This window comes from Paenibacillus sp. NRS-1782, assembly GCF_050467685.1.
GTDB classification, from domain to species: Bacteria; Bacillota; Bacilli; order Paenibacillales; family Paenibacillaceae; genus Paenibacillus; species Paenibacillus terrae_A.
Map to the genome: position 1 here is coordinate 12213 of NZ_JBITPH010000012.1, position 17021 is coordinate 29233.

The following is a 17021-nucleotide window of genomic DNA, read 5'->3' on the forward strand; positions in this document are numbered from 1 at the left end:
CAGACTACAGACTTTGATTCCTTTCTTGTAGAGCAGCCGATTTTTCAAACTCTAATTTTTTGGAGATCGCCAGAAGACCAAGGGAGCAGAGGATCAGGGCCAAACATACCCAATAAGAGTTTCGATAGCCCATCCATTGAGCGGTCAATCCGCCCATTAAGCTCCCTGCCAGTCTTCCGATGGTTGTCGCATTGGAATACAGCGTCGAGGCATAACCAGGAAGAGAAGGCAACAAATCCTGCATGTAGCTGATGCCAATGGCCGATATCACTGCAACAAAGAAGGCCAGAAGAAGCTGCCCCACTAATAACTGCCATATCTCCGTAGACATAAGGACGAGGAGATAGTAGACAATCCCTGTTAAAGCTCCCCAAAAAATAAGCAGCCGGTTGGAGTATTTAGCAGCAAGTACGCCTAACATGATCATTAAAGGTATTTCTATTACCGCGCAAATACTGGATACTAGAGCAACGTCATTCGTGTCCCCTTTTAAATTATGAATGATAAATAAGGAAATATTTAAACTGTTCATCCAGTGTGCCACATAGAGCAAAGTGAGAACTGAGAACGGTATCAGAATCTCAATATTTTTATGTAATGTAATGTGCTGATGTGAAGTCTGATCCTTATTTTTGAGCTGAACAGGGGGCTGCTTAATAAAACAGAATAGTAGAACAGCGATAAATACAAAAATAGAAGTTGTCCCTACAAAAATACCTTTAAAGCCGGTATGTGCAATCAGGAAAGACCCAAAGAGCGGTCCCGTGATAAACCCAAGAGAAAACATAGAACGAAGTGTTGAATTGGCAAAGGCATGATCAGCTGATTTACTGCGATTTACCGCTTCACGTGCACTGGCAAATAACTGCGGCATTCCAGGTGCTCCCACTGCTGTGAAGATAGTCATATATACAATAAGTACATAAAAATTTTGAATGACAAGATATCCTGCAAATGCTACGGCATTAAATAACATACAAATAACCAAAATTTGTTTACGATCCAATCCACGATCAGAACGTTTGGCAATCAGAGAGCTTATCCATATACCACAAATCAAGGTCACAGCTGTAAAAACACCAAAGGTTCCAACAGATACGCCAAGTGTAGTTGTGAAATATACAGCCAAAAAAGGTGCACTTATGGATATCGCCATACCTTGCAATAACATACAGATCATGAATAGCGGGTAGTTATGGATAACGAAAAGATTTTTAATACGCATTATCATACCCATTTTACACTCCTTTAGCACAGGCTTTTTTAGATTGGATAGTATATGACCATACTTAACCGAGTTAAAGTTTTCCCTGAATTATGATAGGTATGGGGTCTGTCCGCTTTGAATCGGATGGAATCACCACTTCTTATTGTATATTCAAGGTCATTTATACAGACAGTTAACTCTCCATCAAAGACAGTTAAGAACTCCTCCGTGCCCTCTCCGTGTGAATCGGAATTTAGGAAGCCGTTTGGATCTATCTCAATTGAATAAACCTCAAAGCGTCTATTATCTTCGAAGGGGAAATGGGGATAGACTCGATATTTTTCGTTGTCTTCTGTTAATATTGGAATTTCACTTCTTAAAACCACTTTTGTATCTGGCTGCGGATTATTTATGAGTGAAGTAAAAGAAATCTTTAATCCATTGGCTATTTTCCAAATCGTTGTAATCGTAGGGCTGGATTCGCCTCTTTCAATTTGACCGATCATCGTTTTACTTACTCCAGTGAGTTCTGCAACCCTTTCAAGACTTAATTTCTTATGTTCTCTATAGGCTTTTAAGTTTTTGGCAATGATCAGATTGATGGTTTCCATAAATACCTCCTGCACCCGTGTACAATATAACGTCTGTATTGTACAATAAAACGTAAAACGTTATATTGTTTTTTTGTACAATTATAACATACATCGAAGAGGGGGTTCCCAAGTGCCTTTATTATCGTTTTTGTTATATGTTTTTGTTACCAGCTTTACGCCAGGCCCCAATAACATTATGGCGATGCTCTTTGCTAATAAATTCGGGCTTAAAAAGACAATTCGATTTTGTTCAGGAGTAGGTGCAGGTTTCTTTGTAATCATGTTATTGAGTAGTTATTTTAATTTGTTGCTTGAAAATTTCATTCCCAAAATTCAATTTGTGATGACGATCCTGGGTGCAGCCTATATGCTATATCTGGCTGTGAAAATAATGATGAGTAAAGATAGTGGTAAAGATAATGATGGAGGTAAGAATAACAGTTTTCTAACAGGTATGCTTTTACAATTTATCAATCCGAAAGGAATTTTATATGGTATCACTGCTATATCAACCTTCATTCTTCCATATCACCATTCAAATGTCAGCTTAATATTGTTTTCGTTATTTCTAGCTTTTGTTGGTTTTATGAGTACATTCTGTTGGAGTGTGTTTGGCTCCGTTTTTCAAAAGTTCTTATCTAAGTATAGAAGTCAGTTTAATATAATAATGGCTTTGTTATTAGTGTATAGTGCAGTTTCGATTCTTGTAGATATTTGACTTCATGCAAGTAACGCAAACAGTCCCATTGAAGGAAAATCTTCATTAGGACTGTTTTGTATTTTTTCGGACAGCAGATGAAGCGATGGCGAAAGGCCGTTCAGTGTACTTTACTTTTTTTCTACACAAGGCTCTTCCACAGAATAGTCCTCCAGCACCGTTGCTTTATCGCCATAAACCCTGTCTAAGTGTTCTTCTCCCCATAAGCAAAAACGATCAAGCAGATCTTTAAAATTCCTTCCGTATTCACTAAGCTCATACTCTACTTTGGGTGGAACCTGGTTATAGATAATTCGGTGGATGATCTCGTCCTTTTCCAGCTCTCTAAGCTGTTGGGTAAGCACTTTCTGGGTGATTTTTGGAATGAGTTGACGGAGTTCATATGTACGTTTTCTGCCGTTGGTTAAATGATACAGGATGGTGGCTTTCCATTTCCCGCCGATGACCTCGAAGGTCGCTTCAATACCGTGCATATATGTTTTGGTATTATCTTTCATTTGCTTTTCTCCTCTCGGATCTGTAGTGCAAAAAAAGCACTAAGGAACCTTAAAGTACCTACGGTACATTGAAGTGCGTACTTCACACTTTCATATATATCAACCATAATAGCATCTGTAGACAGGGTACACCAATCACGAGGAGAAAGAAGGTTACGAATAACATGAAAGTTCTATTGGTCGTTACGCATCCTAGAGAAGATTCACTTACCCTTGCAGCCATGAATCGTTTTGTAGAGGGGTTGAAGGAGAATAAGCACGAGGTAGATATTTTGGACTTGTATCGGGATGGGTTTAATCCGGTATATAGCGCGGCAGATGAGCTGGATTGGAATACGCCTCATAAACAATATGCTCCTGAAACACGGAGAGAGATGGACAGAATTGCTGCTGCGGATGCTCTAGTCTTTGTATTTCCTCTATGGTGGTACAGTGTTCCTTCCATGCTAAAAGGGTACCTGGATAAAGTGTGGAACATAGGTTTACTTGAGGAGTTCAAGACAAAACAGGTCTTGTGGCTGTGCTTGGCGGGAGGAACGAAAGAACATTTGATCAAGTATGAATACCACGATATAGTTACTAATTATTTGAACAAAGTGATTGCTGTCTACGCGAGAGTAAGAGAGTCTAGGGTTGAGTTCTTCTACGATACCTTGTCCGAATCGAAAGAATACATTGAAGGTTTGCTGGAGCACGCTTATCAATTAGGTCTGGCATATAAGTAAATCTGAGGTAGCTATCCCAAAGCACCTGAAAAACCACTTTTATAGTGATTTCAAAGGTGCTTTTTATTTTAAGTATGAACTGGGGATAGCTATCCTTTTATTGGCTCGTGTATAGGCGCTGGAGCTCCTCCTTGAACAGAGATCCCGCCGCCAGGCGTGCTAGTTGGACCAGCGGAATGAGCTGCCCCCATTCCAGGAGCATCGCCTGTAGCATTTTTGGCCAGCTTTTGCTTTTCCCACAGCGCTCTGGCTATGACCAGCATGGAGAGCACACCGACATATAGTAACATGGATCCAAGTTCGGGAAGCATTTCTTGAAAAGGCGCACCACGCAGTCCCATCGAGCGTACGAATTTGTACAGCCATGCAAATGGAAAGAAATCGCCGATTTGGATCGCTAAAGGCGGAAATAACGATCTTGAAAGAACGGCTCCCGAGAGCACAAAAGCAGGCATGAGTACCATAACCATTCTGCCGATGGCTACTCCCGGATGTGCGGCTCCCCACGCTACCAGAATATTGAGACAAACTGTACCGAATACGTACAGAACAACCGGAATGATAAAGAGAAACGGATTGGCCTCGAAACGGCTGCCCCCAAACATTTTAAGTACTCCGAGAGAGAAGATTAAACCTGCCGTCGAAAACAGCGTGTAAGGAAGAATACGCAGCAAAATATTGAACGGATTTTGAAGTTCTGCGGTCAGTCTTCGGGAAACCCTTAGTCTGGCGATCAGAGGCAAGCTGTTAATATTAAGCATCATAAAAGAGAACATACAGGTAAATGCAAGCACGGATGTATTCTGATAATCATTGGTTGGATTAAAGAGAGAACGGACCTCCAGAGCAATACCATTAAGGGCTCCCTGAGCCTGTTCCGCGTTCATTCCGGTTTTCATGATAGCTGGAACGGACAGTCCCATATTCTCGGATACGCTAATTTCCTGCATGGCCGTGCGAATCAAAGTAATAGATTGCGCATTGGTATTATCCAGAATCAGCCCCACACGACTGGAAAGGGAGCGATTGTGATTGGCCTCTAACCCCTTCGGCAGAGAAATAACAGCCAAAAATTTCTCGTGATAAAAATATTGTTCAGGGTTGTCAGTGTATGAAACAACCTCAGCCACATTCATATTAGGGGAGGCATCTATTTTCTGGATGAACTCACGGCTATAGGCTGTGTTATCCTGATCCACCACGACTACGTTAGCTTCGTTAATTTGGCTGCTTGGGAGTAGAAGTGAATATCCCAGCACTGCAATCAGCGGAAAAATGATAGCTATGATCGGATACTTGGAATGAACCAGGTGCGTCCATTCATCACGAAGAGATTTCATCAGTATTCACCTCAACTGTCATACCCGGTAGCAAAGTAGACTCTTTTGGTACATATACACGTACTTGGAATGTAGCGGTATCTGCCTCACCTTTTTCACGAGACATTTTTACATTAGCGAATTGTGGTGCAGATGTAACATAGCGTACAATACCTTGCAAATCCTTATTTAGAGCCGAGATGTGGGTTTTAACTTCTTTATTGGCTTTAAATTTCCCCACTTGCTCCTCGTTCACGTAGAGATCGTAATATAACTCGTTGGTTTCTAAAGTAATAACGGGAGACCCTTGTCCCACGTTTTCGCCCACTTTGGTACTGATAGCAGTGATCTTGCCATCTTGCGGTGCTTTCAGCACCAGACGTTCTTTTTTGAGCAATAGCGTTTTAAGCTGAACCTCCTGGGTTACCTTTTGTTGCTTGAGAAGATCAACGGCCAGCTTCTGATCTTCTAGCTGTTGACGACTTTGCTGAATGGTCTCCAGTTGTGTTTTGGAACGATCGACGGACAATTGGGCACCACGAATTTCTTCCGCTGCTTGTTTTACAGCAACAGATGCTTGTGTCGTTTGCTCCTTGGCTTGCATTCGTTCTTCTGTAGTTGCGCCATTGAGCAGCTTTTGCAGAGACTCTTGTTGCTGACTTAACTGATTTTTAGCTAAAGTCAATGTTGAATCGGCATCATCCAATGCAGCTTTGGATACACTTCCTGCATCATATAGTGCTTTGTTACGATTGAAGTTAGTTTGGGCCGTCTGAACGCTTTTGGTTGCGGAGGCTACTGCAATTCGCTGTTGCTGGATGTCCTCATGTCGAGCACCATCATTGACGTGCTTTTCCGCTGCTGTGGCTTGACGCTCAGCGGCTTCTGCCCGCTGCAATGCTGCCTGACTCTTGCTTTGAGTTACTTGAGATTGTGCAATATCGAGCTGTGCCTGCTTTTCTTGAGTTGTAGCTCGTGCATAACCTAAGTCAATTGATTTTTGCTGTTGGCTGATCTGTGTATTGAACTGGGCAATTTGCGTTCGTAGTTGCTCCATTTGCAAATCAACATCTTTGGAGTCCAGCGTCATAAGGATAGTCCCTTTTTTTACGGGAGTTTCCTCTTTTACTGGAATGCTGAGGACTTTTCCGCCTACTTGTTCAAAGGATACATGAATGCTGTCGGAATTCAGGGTTGTACCTTTAACAGATCGTGAAGCATTGACTTGGTCTTGTCCGTTGGTTTGAAGGAGAAAACCTCCGCCAATAAGACAGGCAATAGAAATTAGGGGAATAATGAGACTGGTGATTTGTGTGCGATTCATTGAGTAAATACGCTCCTTTAAGTTAATCAATTGGCTTAGGCATGGTGATAGAATAAATAATAGGGTATGTAGATATTATTTATTTTAAAATTAAAAAGTAACCCGGCTAACTAAAACGTAAATTTTAGAGTTATTATGGTTTCGCTTTTTTATATATTTCTTGTGCTTGGGGAATGCCGAGTTCTATTTTTTGCAGTAACGTCAGCAATAACTCTTTTTCATCGGTGGATAGGTGGCTCATCAGTTTGGAGGTGCTTGTAAAATGTATAGGCAGCAGCCGCTCCATCAATTCTGTCCCTTGATCAGTCAGTTTAACGATGCTCATACGACGGTCAGAAGGGTGACTTTGTCTAATGACAAAACCATCGCGCTCCAAGCGGTCAATGAGTCCGGTAACAGTAGGTTTGCTTATTCCCACTTTCTCCGCAAGCTCTGTAGCCATCAGTCCTATGTTCATGTTTCGGTACAAGAGAATTAATATTGAAAATTTTCCATGAGATATACCGAATTGTTCAAAGCCCTCAAAGCTGACTTTAAAAGTACTGGAGGATACGCGCATAAAGAATAGCATGGCTTCTGTGGCTTTGATATCAATCTCGGGAATGCGCTTGGAAAATTCTTGAAGTGCCTCACGAGTGGGCAAATCCCGTAAATCAAAATCCATAAGGTTCTCCTTTCTGCTGGAATTTATTACAATTTTAAATTTTGTTAGCGAGCTAATTGTAATACAATAATATTTAATAAACAAGCTAAATTTTAATGAGATTCTTTGTGTTCCTGACAAAAGTCCTATTACCAAATGCCTAAAAATTATTTGGTAGATGAAGGAATATGGGGAAGAGTGTCGAATTATCAAGGTTATATGACAAAAAAATGAATTGAGGATTGAGAGTGAGTTTTTTCAACAAATTTAAGACCGGTGTAGCTGAGGCCGGGAACAAGGCAAAGACAGTAGTAGAGATCAACCGTTTGAAAATGCAAAACAACGGGAAGCAGAATGAGATCGACCAGCAATACCAAGTCATGGGCAAGCTTTTATTTGAAGCAACTGTTCAGGGAGCAGAGCCGCTAGCCAAAGAGCAGTTTGAGGCAAATGTCACGCGTATTCTTGAGCTGAAATCCGAAATGAATACCAACCTCCAGCAAATTGCAGAGCTGATAAAGGGGGATCAGTCTTGATGTATCAGTTTTCTGTCGTTTTGCTGGAGTTGCGTAAATGGTTTGAGTCCTTTAGATGGTATCAACTGCTACAGCCTTTTGCGCTGCGATTGCTGTTCGGTGGGCTGGGTGTTATGTTCCTGTATGAAATTTTATTCGGGATGCTTTCTTTCGGCAGCTACAGTGCGCTGAGCATGATCTTTTACACGATCCCGCTTTACTCGATTGCAAACCATGTGTTTTTGCTTAGTGCATGGGTAACACTGGCTTCAAAAGAGGTGAAATATCTTCCGTATGCTTTGTGGATAAAAGCGTTCATTATGATGTTTCCGTTCTCCAACATTTCGCTGAGTGGTTTGATACCTGTGGCAGTATATGCCTTTTTGGGATATATCCTGTTTAAATATTCGGCTACCGAATATGCAGTGAAGTAGGCTTTACTAACTCTATATGTACGTAAATTACTATAACTAAAGAAGGCATCGTTACGATCAACGATGCCTTTTTTTAGTTATGAGAGAAGGTGAAGCTTATAAGGAGAGTATACGGAGTTTATAAAATTTTATCGGAAAGCGGGAGTTTAGCTTTGTTCCCTATTTTTAAGCCTACCACCATCATCGTACATATGATCATAGCCAGTATGAATAAGGTGGGCATAAACGTCTGAAAAACGTCGAGGCTCAGCCCGATCAAGGCAGGTCCCAGAGAGCCTATCAAATATCCCCCAAATTGCATCATGGCAGACCATGAGGTGGCTTCCTCTGTATGCCCTGCTTCTTCGATTGGAATAAGTAGCGCTAAAGGAAACAGTCCACCAGCGCCAATGCCCAGGAAAATAGCAGCCACCCAAGGAGAAGAGTGTAACATCAACAAGACAATGCCGATCCATTCAGATAGACCACATAGAAGCAGCCATGTTGTTCTGTTTCCTGATTTACCAGCAAGAAGTGGGATGAAGAAGCTTACCGGGATTTGAATCAAGGTAAATAGGGTAAGCACCATTCCGGCTTGAGCATGATTTAAACCGGCAGCTTGCACGATGGGGGCCAACCAAGCAGTCACAGCGTAAAAAACACCCGCCATACAGCCAAAAAATAAAGTAAATAAATGTACCCGTTTATTCCTGATCGAGAAAGACGAACTCCGCAGGTTTTTTGCAGGAGCTTCTCTTTTTTGGAGCAGGGGGAGAAGGAGTAGCACGGCGGGAACCGCTAAAATGCTCCAGAAGCTCAGAGCGTGCTGCCAAGAGTCCATTTGCTGGAAAAGTGGGACGGAAAAGCTGGATGCAACGGCTGCTCCAATCACCATGGAAACGGAATAAAGCCCGGTTAACCCTGGTTTCTCGGGGAAATATTTTTTGATAAACCCCGCAACCAAGGGGCCTGCGATTCCGATACCTATTCCAGAAAATATAGCGGTAGCGAGCAGGAAGGAAGTATGTTGAACGAACATGCGCAGGAACGTGGCGATGAGGATCAACAGCATGGCTACAAGCAAAGACCTTTCAACACCCAAGCGATGCTGGAGCCAGATCGATGACAGAGAGAAGAGGCCCATACAGAAAATAGGCAGCGCCGTGATTAAACTGGCGGTCACCCCGCTTAATCCCAAATGAGCTTGGATGATATCTAATAAAGGCCCGACGGAAGTAATGGAGGGTCTTAAATTTATGGAGATAAAAAATATAATCAGGATGAGATACACCAAACGCATACAAAACACCTCTTTTCTTCAACATTGAACTCATTGTAGATTTCATTCTATAATAGATCAATACTATTTATTCTATATAAACAATAGTTATAGACTATGGTACGAAGGGAGATTCCATGGAAATTCGGCAATTGCAATATTTTCTTCGATTGTGCAAAGAGCTGCATTTTTCTGAGGCCGCCTACAAGCTGGGGATTTCGCAACCCACGCTGAGCCAGCAAATACGGGTATTAGAGGATGAGGTGGGGGTCCCTTTGTTCGACCGTATCGGCAAGAAAACCGTAAAGACGGAAGCAGGCGAGCTTTTGGAGCACTACGCTTCACAGGTCATTCAGCAATTGGAAAATGCAAAAAACGCCATATCGGATCTGACCCATCTCCATACCGGTCATTTGCGTGTTGCGGTTCTGCCCTCTGACCTGGATTATCGGCTGACTCCTGTACTGATCAGCTTTCACAAGGAGTTTCCTCATACGAAGGTTCAGGTCATTCCCTCGATTGATATTTACAATGAAGTGCTTGATAATAAAGTGGATATTGGAGTAGGCTTGGGCATTCATTCGGATCATCGTTTGCACCGCATCCCTTTTTATACGGAAACGCACAGCTTGTATGTAAATACAGAACATGATTTAGCAGATCAAGAAATGATTGTACCGGAAGACTTGGCAAACCTGTCTTTAGTGATGTATCCCAAAGGATTTGTCGGGCGTGACCTGGTGGATCGTTGGTGTGAAGATCAAGGTATTTTGATCCATCCTTTGATGGAAACAGGCTCAGCAACGTCTCTGTTTCAACTGGTGAAGGAAGGCATAGGAGCTACGATTCAGCCGAGCCAATTAATTGAAAGCTTCGGATCACTGGGGATTCGCGCGATTCCGATCAAGCATGCGCCTACCCGACATTTGGAAATGTTTTATCGTGTAGATAAATATGTAGGGCCAGCCGCAAAAGCCTTTATTCAAAAAATGGAGACGTTTTTTACAAATTGAAATCCAAAGTGAGGAACCTTGAATGACGACAAAACTATACTACTCTTCTCCGACCCTTACGGAGTGGGAGACTCATATTACACGCAGCATGGAAAGAGACGGCGGATATGTTGTTATGCTGGAGGAAACGGCCTTTTACCCGCATGGAGGGGGTCAGCCATGTGATACGGGAACGATTCAGGGCGTTCCGGTGGTGGATGTTTTTTTGGAGGAGGGCGATATTTGGCATCGGGTCGAATGTTTGCCGGAGGGTGAAAAGGTAGCTTGTACGTTGGATTGGGAGCGCAGATTTGATCATATGCAGCAGCATAGTGGACAGCATTTGCTGTCGGCCATTTGTCTGGAGCTGCTGGGAGCGCGGACGGAAAGCTTTCATCTGGGACAAGAGTACGCCACGATTGATGTAAACTGTTCCGAGCTGACACCTGCGCAGTTATCCGCCATTGAGCAGGAAGTGAATCGGCAAATCTATAGTAACCGCAGCATCCAAAGTTATGTTGTAACGAAGGAGCAATTGAAGGATATTCCACTTGTGAAAATGCCTAAAGTAACGGAGGATATCCGCATTGTCGAGATTGAAGGTATTGAATACAATGCTTGCGGCGGTACACATGTCGGCCGAACCGGGGAAATCGGAATGATCAAATGTCTGAAATGGGAGAAGCAGAAGGGGCTGGCGAGAATCCATTTTAAATGCGGCGTTCGCGCGCTTCAGGATTTTAACGAAAGTCTTCAGATTTTGGACGTGCTATCTGCGAGGTTTAATACCGGGCGCAAGGAGGTTTTGACCCGCTTTGAAAAGTGGGATCAGGAGCACAAGCAGCTCAAGGCGCAAGTGGACATTCTGCAAGAAGAAAATACTTCGTATCAGGCAGCAGAGCTGCTTTCTGCTGTTCAGGGGAACGTTTTGGCTCATATTTTTGAACAAAAAACCCTTCAGGAATTACAGCAAATGGCTGTCAAGCTGACATCTGAGCATGATTTACTTGTAATATTAGCCACAACAGCAGAAAACAAAATCATTCTGACGCATAGCGGCACACAGGATGTTGCCTGCGGGGCGTATTTTAAAGAGCATCTAGGCGCATTTCAGGGAAAGGGTGGCGGCAGCAACCAATCGGCTCAGGCAGCGTTCTCGTCCCGTGAAGACCTTTTGAACTTTTTTGAAACCGCCCAGCGGCAGTTTATTCAGGGCTAATGCAGGATTAGTGGCTCAGGGGCAGCTTCCACTTATGTTCTTTTTCCGTAAATAAAATAAAAGAAAAAATGAGTGCAACCACAGCGCCCCAGATGGCTTTATCTCCAATAGCCAACGTCAAAAATCCTCCCAGAAAAGCCCCGGCCAGAAAGGTGATCAGGATGACACCGTAACGCATGGCACGAATGGCAGCATTCGTGTCCTTGGTCGTAATGGCGATATACATCGCCTCTGTCGCAGATCGGAGGTTCCCCGTGCTGACGGTGGAGGTGTACGGCGCATCAATGAGCTTGCGGAAGGAAGTCATTTGTACGGAAGCGACGAATGAGACGACCACCGTCACCACCGTATTGGGAACCGACTGGGGAATCAGACCCACGATGAAAAAAACGAAAATTTCCAGCAGTAGAATGGCACGGGCCCAGTCCGGTGTCAGGCGGTGGGTGGATTTTCTCTTAATCCTCTCAGCTATAAAAACACCCAGTGAAAAGGCGATCAGGGGCGGGATATGGGCTAACGCCTGACCCCAGTTTCCCTGAATGGCTTTGACAGCCAGCAGTACGATATTGCCTGTCTGTGCATTGGCGAACACGCCATCTCTTCCGACAAACGTGTATGTGTCCAGAAACCCCCCTACTAAAGAAAGTAAGGCGCCCAGTCGTAACGATTCGGACGTTACTTGATGTAAATGGATTTTGCCTTTCATATTCACGGCAGAAGCCTCCTATGCTACAACGTCGATTCCTCTAACATAGCACGACTATTCTGATTCGACAATTCCATTGGACACTTCGGCACGAAAAATAGGTGTAAAAGGAGAAGAAGTCATGGAGAATAAAGGATTTGTGGAGGCAATTCGCAGCATGACTGCGGGCGAACAAAGATTATGGCTAATAGACATCATACAAGTGACAGAAGCTGTGAAACGGAACGAAGCTTCTAAAGATGATTTGTACAAGCAAGTATCAGAGTTATATGACTACTTGCTTGAGACTCAAAACAGACGCTCATGGTGGGAGCCTGACGAGGGTGGCACGCAGGTATATATCGTGATTGGCGATTCTTTTGCAGGGAGTATGAAAATAGCACTCAAACAACTGGGATGGGAAGATACACATCGGGTTATTTCTTTTCGGGATAACTATGCCATCGGCCCATTGTGGCAGCTTCAGCAGGAAATGGGGCGCAGGCAACGGCGGGAATGGTTCAGAGATCATATTTATGATGAGTATGAAGAGGATGCTGAAAGGGATGATTTTCTGTTGCTGGAGCAGTTTGCTGCTATTCCAGCACAGGCGGACATTACGATCTGGACGGGAAACAATGTGCCTGAGCAGGTGGGGCTTCGTTTGAGCATGTACCTGCTGAGGAATAGGTCTAACGATATTCGGATTAAAAATGCGGCAGATGCTACAGGCTTACGATCAGGCGAGATATCTGCCGACAAACTACAAGCCATTCTCAGTCGAGAGGACAAGGGTATTTTTTTAACACCAGAAGAAAGAGAACGAATGGCGGAAGAATGGTGTGAGCTGGCGATGCAGCACGAGGTGTTACGTATATGGAAGGATGGAAGCATCGTTAATGTAGAAGAAAACCACTATGATGCCTATATTTTGAGTAAGGTGGATAAGTTGCACAAGCAGCAAGCACAACCTGATTTTATCAAATCAGCAAGAGTGATCGGAGAAGCTATGGGACACCTGGATCAGCAGATGGGAGATGAATTTTTCGAATATCGACTCCGAGCCTTGGTCTATAATGGAATGTTGGAAATCAAAGGGGTTCCAGGAGCCATGAGACGTTATAGTATTAGAAAGAAAGCATCTCCAGGTCCAATAAAAAAAGGAACTGAGAATGCTTGATCGAGTCATATGAAAAATAGAACGCTTTGCGTCATGAGTACGAATTGTACTTTGGGCAAAGGCGTTCTTTGGCATGTTAGCAGTCTGTGTCCGTGCTGGTTTAACCAGGTTATTGCTGCTCAATGGCTGGCAGAACTTCAATCCAGCGGGTAGCCCAAGTCCCGATATGGTCAAACAATGGCGCTAAATCGCGTCCCTTATCCGTAAGGGAGTATTCGATCCGAACCGGCTTCTCTGGATAAACCATACGTTGTATGATTCCTTCTTCCTCAAGCTCCTTCAAGCGATCGGAAAGGACCTTCCCGCTTAAATTGGGGATTGAATTCTCAATAGCGACAAATCTTTGCGGACCGTTAGTTAGTTGAAACACGATTAATACCGTCCAACGTTTGCTCAGTAGCTCCATGGCTTTTTCAAACCGTGGGCACATTTGCGGAATGTTCATGTGATCACCTCATGCTCCTATTATTAACGATCCACTGTTAAAAGTAAATGAATTTACTTTACATAAATTTATAACTTGACGAAATCGAATGATATAAATATACTTTGTTACATAAAGTAACTTGTTGGATTCGATACGGACTATATATATGCAAAATGCTCATATATGAATACTTAAAATTTGATATTATAACAGTACAATTTAATTGACAGGTACGGACTAATTGTTGAGGTCATGGTTTAGGTGTAGGAGGAAGTCAGATGAAGCTGGAATGTGAAGTATGCATAGTTGGAGGAGGACCAGCCGGGGCCTTGCTGTCCTGTTTGCTGGCGGAGCAAGGTGTTTCGACGATATTGGTTGAGCGGCAGAGCGTGGTGGGAAAGGCTTTTCGCGGCGAAATTTTAAATGATGAGGGTCAGCAAGTGATCCAAAAGCATAAGCTGCTCGAACAAATTCATGAGGACTACGTCCTCGCTTCGACGAGAATCGAATATTGGGAGCATCAGCAGCAGGTGAAGACGATTGAGCCAGCGGTCGGTAATGTAGGGGTCCATATTCCACAGCCTTATTTTTTGGACGCTTTGCTCAAGCAGGCTTCAACGTACGAGTCCTTTCGTTATTTGGCGGGCACGACAGTGACTGCGCTGGAAGGCGATAGCGAGCAGGGATACACGGGCTTGACCGCTTGCGATAAGAACAGCGATGAGGTTATAATTCGCAGCTCTGTTATTGTCGGGGCAGATGGTCGCTATTCGACCGTGCGCAAGCTGGCGCAGATGCCAGTCACGAATTTCAGACACGGCTATGATTTGCTGTGGGCCAAAATTATGGCACCTGCCGGATGGGAGCCTGTCACACGTCTGGCATTGGTCAACGGTCGGCAGTTGTCTTTATTTTCACAGGCTGAGGGCTATATTCAAATTGGCTGGAACGTAGATGAAGGCAGCTTCCAGACCTTGTTCAAGCAGTCTTTCGAACCGTTCATACACTTGTTAGTTGAGACTTTCCCGGATTTAAAGCATAGCGTACATGATCAGATTCGTTCGTGGAAGGACTTCGTACCGTTGGATATTTTCAGCAGCCGCAGCGATACGTGGTCGCGGAACGGACTGGTCCTCATTGGAGATGCGGCGCATACCATGACACCTACCGGAGCCTTTGGCTTGAACGCAGCCTTGAAGGATGCCGATGTACTGGCGAGTGAGCTTCTTCGTTTGCGTCAGGAGGGTGGATATACTGGAGCGGGCCTAAAGGCGTTCGAAGACGAGCGGCGGCAGGCTGTCACAGAGCTTCAGGAACGACAGTTGACGATGGAATCCACGTTTCATGAACATTTTTTACAAGCAGAAAATCAAATCATATAGAAGTAGGCTTATAAAGGATGGTGCAGAGAGATGAACCAAAAAGACGTAGCTACGCTACTTAATGATAAAATTCAAACGATTCGCGGAGAGCAATCCTCCACGATTTTGGTAGGGCCGATTAAGCTGCCAGTCAATATGGAAGGGGAAACGGTTGTTTTTCAATGGTATTGCTGGTTGCCTGTACGGGATGAGGAAGATCGTCAGGACTTGCTGAATGCCACCGCTGACACGATTGTGAAGCGTTTGTCCACACTGAATTTGGCAGAGGGGCAGCAATCGAGCGTACTGGTGTACGGCGATCTTCAACAGTCGGAGAATGCGCTTGTTCGTATGCATAGTATTTGCCATACTGGAGATATTTTTGGCAGCAAGCGTTGTGATTGCGGATTTCAGCTCCACCAGTCCATGAAAATGATTGTGGAGCACGGAACGGGTGCGTTGTTCTATCTGGCGAACCATGAGGGCCGTGGAATTGGCTTGTTTAGCAAAGCAATGGCTTACATTTTGCAGGAGGAAGGTATGGATACCGTCGAAGCCAACCACCAATTGGGCTTTGAAGATGACACTCGCAATTATGCGGATGCGATTAGTGTGCTTCGTCACTTGAGACAAAAACCGGTAACCTTGATTACGAATAACCCTAAAAAGCTGGAAGCCTTGAAGCAATCGGGTATGAATGTCGCAGGGCGTATGCCGTTGTGGGGCGATGTGTCGCAATATAATGAACGGTATTTAAATACGAAGGTGGAACGGTCCGGCCATTTGCGGGATTTCGATTTCAGGGAGGTACTATGACCACTCACGAGAAATATATGCGCCTGGCGCTGGAAAATGCTAAAAGTGCAAAGGGACAAACGGAACCGAATCCGCTCGTCGGTTCGGTCATTGTGAACAACGGTCGCATCGTCGGGATCGGCGCTCATCTGAAGCCCGGCGAGCCACATGCGGAGATTCATGCTTTGCGTATGGCGGGTGAACATGCTCAGGGAGCGACGATTTATGTGACGTTGGAGCCGTGTTCCCACCATGGACGGACAGGCCCGTGCGCGGAAGCGATTGTGAAGGCGGGCATTCGTCGGGTCGTTATTGCGGCGCTGGACCCTAATCCGCTGGTTTCGGGCAGAGGGGTACAAATTTTGAAGGATGCGGGCATTGAGGTCATCGTTGGGGTATGTGAGCAGGAATCTGTCCGCATGAATGAAGTGTTTAACCAATATATCGTGAGCAAGCGTCCTTTTATCACGATCAAATCAGCGGTGACGCTGGATGGCAAAATGGCCACTCGAACCTCGGAAAGCAAATGGATTACGTCCGAGGTGGCACGAGAGGATGTGCATCGCCTTCGTCACGAGCATGTAGGGATACTGGTCGGTGTACAGACAGTCATTCACGATAATCCGCAGCTAACCACTCGTCTGCCAGAAGGTCGGAATCCGATTCGTATTATTCTGGACAGCACGCTACGCATTCCTTTGGATGCACGTGTTATTACAGATGGCGAGGCGCCTACCTGGATATTTACAGGCCGTGCTTATGATGAAGTCAAGCGGAGCCAACTGGAACAGTTGGGTGTAAAGGTATATTCGACACAGGATGAAAACAGTGATCGGGTCAACCTGCCGCAAATGCTGGATATTCTGGGCACAAATGAGGTATCTTCGGTGTTCGTGGAGGGCGGGGCCGAGGTGAACGCTTCGTTCGTGCAGCAAGGACTGGCAGACAAGCTTGTGCTGTACATTGCGCCGAAGCTGGTTGGAGGGCGCGGAGCACCGGGCTTTCTCGGGGGAGAAGGCGTGTCCGCCATGAGCGATGCGGTTAAGCTACAAGATTTGAGCGTAACGCAGGTTGGCGTGGATTGGAAAATAGAAGGGTATTTTGGGCGGGACAAATGAGTGAGGTTGTG

19 protein-coding genes are annotated in these 17021 nt (G+C 44.6%); 10 read left to right on the forward strand and 9 right to left on the reverse strand.

Features of this window, described 5'->3' with window-relative positions:
• Positions 1-4 precede the first annotated feature (4 nt).
• Both ACIFQM_RS04080 and ACIFQM_RS04085 read right to left on the reverse strand, forming a co-directional pair.
• Positions 5-1231: a sugar efflux transporter gene (locus tag ACIFQM_RS04080; protein WP_430043925.1), complete on the reverse strand. Its 1227-nt coding sequence runs from the start codon at positions 1229-1231 to the stop codon at positions 5-7.
• A gap of 32 nt (positions 1232-1263) precedes the next feature.
• Entirely contained in the window at positions 1264-1818 is a 555-nt protein-coding gene (locus ACIFQM_RS04085) for a helix-turn-helix domain-containing protein (RefSeq protein ID WP_430043853.1), read from the reverse strand.
• Positions 1819-1930: 112 nt separating this feature from the next.
• Between ACIFQM_RS04085 and ACIFQM_RS04090 the strand changes: the two genes are divergently transcribed.
• Positions 1931-2518: a LysE family transporter gene (locus tag ACIFQM_RS04090; protein WP_430043855.1), complete on the forward strand. Its 588-nt coding sequence runs from the start codon at positions 1931-1933 to the stop codon at positions 2516-2518.
• A 110-nt stretch (positions 2519-2628) separates the two neighbouring features.
• On the opposite strand, the gene ACIFQM_RS04095 is transcribed toward ACIFQM_RS04090, so the two are convergent.
• Entirely contained in the window at positions 2629-3015 is a 387-nt protein-coding gene (locus ACIFQM_RS04095) for a winged helix-turn-helix transcriptional regulator (RefSeq protein WP_430043857.1), read from the reverse strand.
• Between the two features lie 164 nt (positions 3016-3179).
• On the opposite strand from ACIFQM_RS04095, the gene ACIFQM_RS04100 reads away from it, so the two are divergent.
• A complete protein-coding gene (locus tag ACIFQM_RS04100; protein ID WP_430043860.1) occupies positions 3180-3740 on the forward strand; it encodes an NAD(P)H oxidoreductase in 561 nt (186 codons plus the stop codon).
• A gap of 89 nt (positions 3741-3829) precedes the next feature.
• On the opposite strand, the gene ACIFQM_RS04105 is transcribed toward ACIFQM_RS04100, so the two are convergent.
• From ACIFQM_RS04105 to ACIFQM_RS04115, 3 genes are all read right to left on the reverse strand, one after another.
• On the reverse strand, positions 3830-5080 hold the full coding sequence (locus tag ACIFQM_RS04105) for an ABC transporter permease (RefSeq protein WP_430043862.1): 1251 nt from the start codon (positions 5078-5080) through the stop codon (positions 3830-3832).
• The gene (locus ACIFQM_RS04110) at positions 5064-6383 is read right to left on the reverse strand and encodes an HlyD family secretion protein (RefSeq protein WP_430043864.1); all 1320 of its coding nucleotides are present in this window, start codon (positions 6381-6383) and stop codon (positions 5064-5066) included. The genes ACIFQM_RS04105 and ACIFQM_RS04110 overlap by 17 nt, the downstream gene beginning before the upstream one ends.
• 133 nt (positions 6384-6516) lie before the next feature.
• Positions 6517-7047 (reverse strand): MarR family winged helix-turn-helix transcriptional regulator, encoded by a 531-nt coding sequence (locus tag ACIFQM_RS04115; protein ID WP_430043866.1) that lies wholly within the window; start codon positions 7045-7047, stop codon positions 6517-6519.
• A 227-nt stretch (positions 7048-7274) separates the two neighbouring features.
• Between ACIFQM_RS04115 and ACIFQM_RS04120 the strand changes: the two genes are divergently transcribed.
• Positions 7275-7562 (forward strand): hypothetical protein, encoded by a 288-nt coding sequence (locus tag ACIFQM_RS04120; protein WP_430043868.1) that lies wholly within the window; start codon positions 7275-7277, stop codon positions 7560-7562.
• The gene (locus tag ACIFQM_RS04125; RefSeq protein WP_430043927.1) at positions 7562-7975 is read left to right on the forward strand and encodes a hypothetical protein; all 414 of its coding nucleotides are present in this window, start codon (positions 7562-7564) and stop codon (positions 7973-7975) included. Before ACIFQM_RS04120 ends, ACIFQM_RS04125 begins: the two co-directional genes overlap by 1 nt.
• A gap of 118 nt (positions 7976-8093) precedes the next feature.
• Here ACIFQM_RS04125 and ACIFQM_RS04130 read toward each other — a convergent pair whose 3' ends face one another.
• Positions 8094-9254: a CynX/NimT family MFS transporter gene (locus ACIFQM_RS04130; protein WP_430043870.1), complete on the reverse strand. Its 1161-nt coding sequence runs from the start codon at positions 9252-9254 to the stop codon at positions 8094-8096.
• 116 nt (positions 9255-9370) lie between these two features.
• On the opposite strand from ACIFQM_RS04130, the gene ACIFQM_RS04135 reads away from it, so the two are divergent.
• Both ACIFQM_RS04135 and ACIFQM_RS04140 read left to right on the forward strand, forming a co-directional pair.
• Entirely contained in the window at positions 9371-10246 is an 876-nt protein-coding gene (locus ACIFQM_RS04135; protein WP_430043872.1) for a LysR substrate-binding domain-containing protein, read from the forward strand.
• A gap of 22 nt (positions 10247-10268) precedes the next feature.
• Positions 10269-11444: an alanyl-tRNA editing protein gene (locus tag ACIFQM_RS04140; protein ID WP_430065058.1), complete on the forward strand. Its 1176-nt coding sequence runs from the start codon at positions 10269-10271 to the stop codon at positions 11442-11444.
• Between the two features lie 7 nt (positions 11445-11451).
• Here the strand turns inward: ACIFQM_RS04140 and ACIFQM_RS04145 are convergent, their stop codons facing one another.
• Complete coding sequence (locus ACIFQM_RS04145) at positions 11452-12156, reverse strand: YoaK family protein (protein WP_430043876.1); 705 nt, start codon at positions 12154-12156, stop codon at positions 11452-11454.
• 115 nt (positions 12157-12271) lie between these two features.
• Between ACIFQM_RS04145 and ACIFQM_RS04150 the strand changes: the two genes are divergently transcribed.
• On the forward strand, positions 12272-13309 hold the full coding sequence (locus ACIFQM_RS04150; RefSeq protein ID WP_430043878.1) for a DUF1835 domain-containing protein: 1038 nt from the start codon (positions 12272-12274) through the stop codon (positions 13307-13309).
• A gap of 109 nt (positions 13310-13418) precedes the next feature.
• Here ACIFQM_RS04150 and ACIFQM_RS04155 read toward each other — a convergent pair whose 3' ends face one another.
• Complete coding sequence (locus ACIFQM_RS04155; RefSeq protein ID WP_069290443.1) at positions 13419-13754, reverse strand: winged helix-turn-helix transcriptional regulator; 336 nt, start codon at positions 13752-13754, stop codon at positions 13419-13421.
• 260 nt (positions 13755-14014) lie between these two features.
• Between ACIFQM_RS04155 and ACIFQM_RS04160 the strand changes: the two genes are divergently transcribed.
• From ACIFQM_RS04160 to ribD, 3 genes are read left to right on the forward strand one after another with little or no spacing between them, the layout of a single operon-like run.
• A complete protein-coding gene (locus ACIFQM_RS04160; protein ID WP_430043880.1) occupies positions 14015-15118 on the forward strand; it encodes an FAD-dependent monooxygenase in 1104 nt (367 codons plus the stop codon).
• Between the two features lie 30 nt (positions 15119-15148).
• A complete protein-coding gene (locus ACIFQM_RS04165; RefSeq protein WP_430043882.1) occupies positions 15149-15913 on the forward strand; it encodes a GTP cyclohydrolase II in 765 nt (254 codons plus the stop codon).
• Complete coding sequence (gene ribD / locus ACIFQM_RS04170) at positions 15910-17010, forward strand: bifunctional diaminohydroxyphosphoribosylaminopyrimidine deaminase/5-amino-6-(5-phosphoribosylamino)uracil reductase RibD (protein WP_430043884.1); 1101 nt, start codon at positions 15910-15912, stop codon at positions 17008-17010. Before ACIFQM_RS04165 ends, ribD begins: the two co-directional genes overlap by 4 nt.
• Positions 17011-17021: the final 11 nt, after the last annotated feature.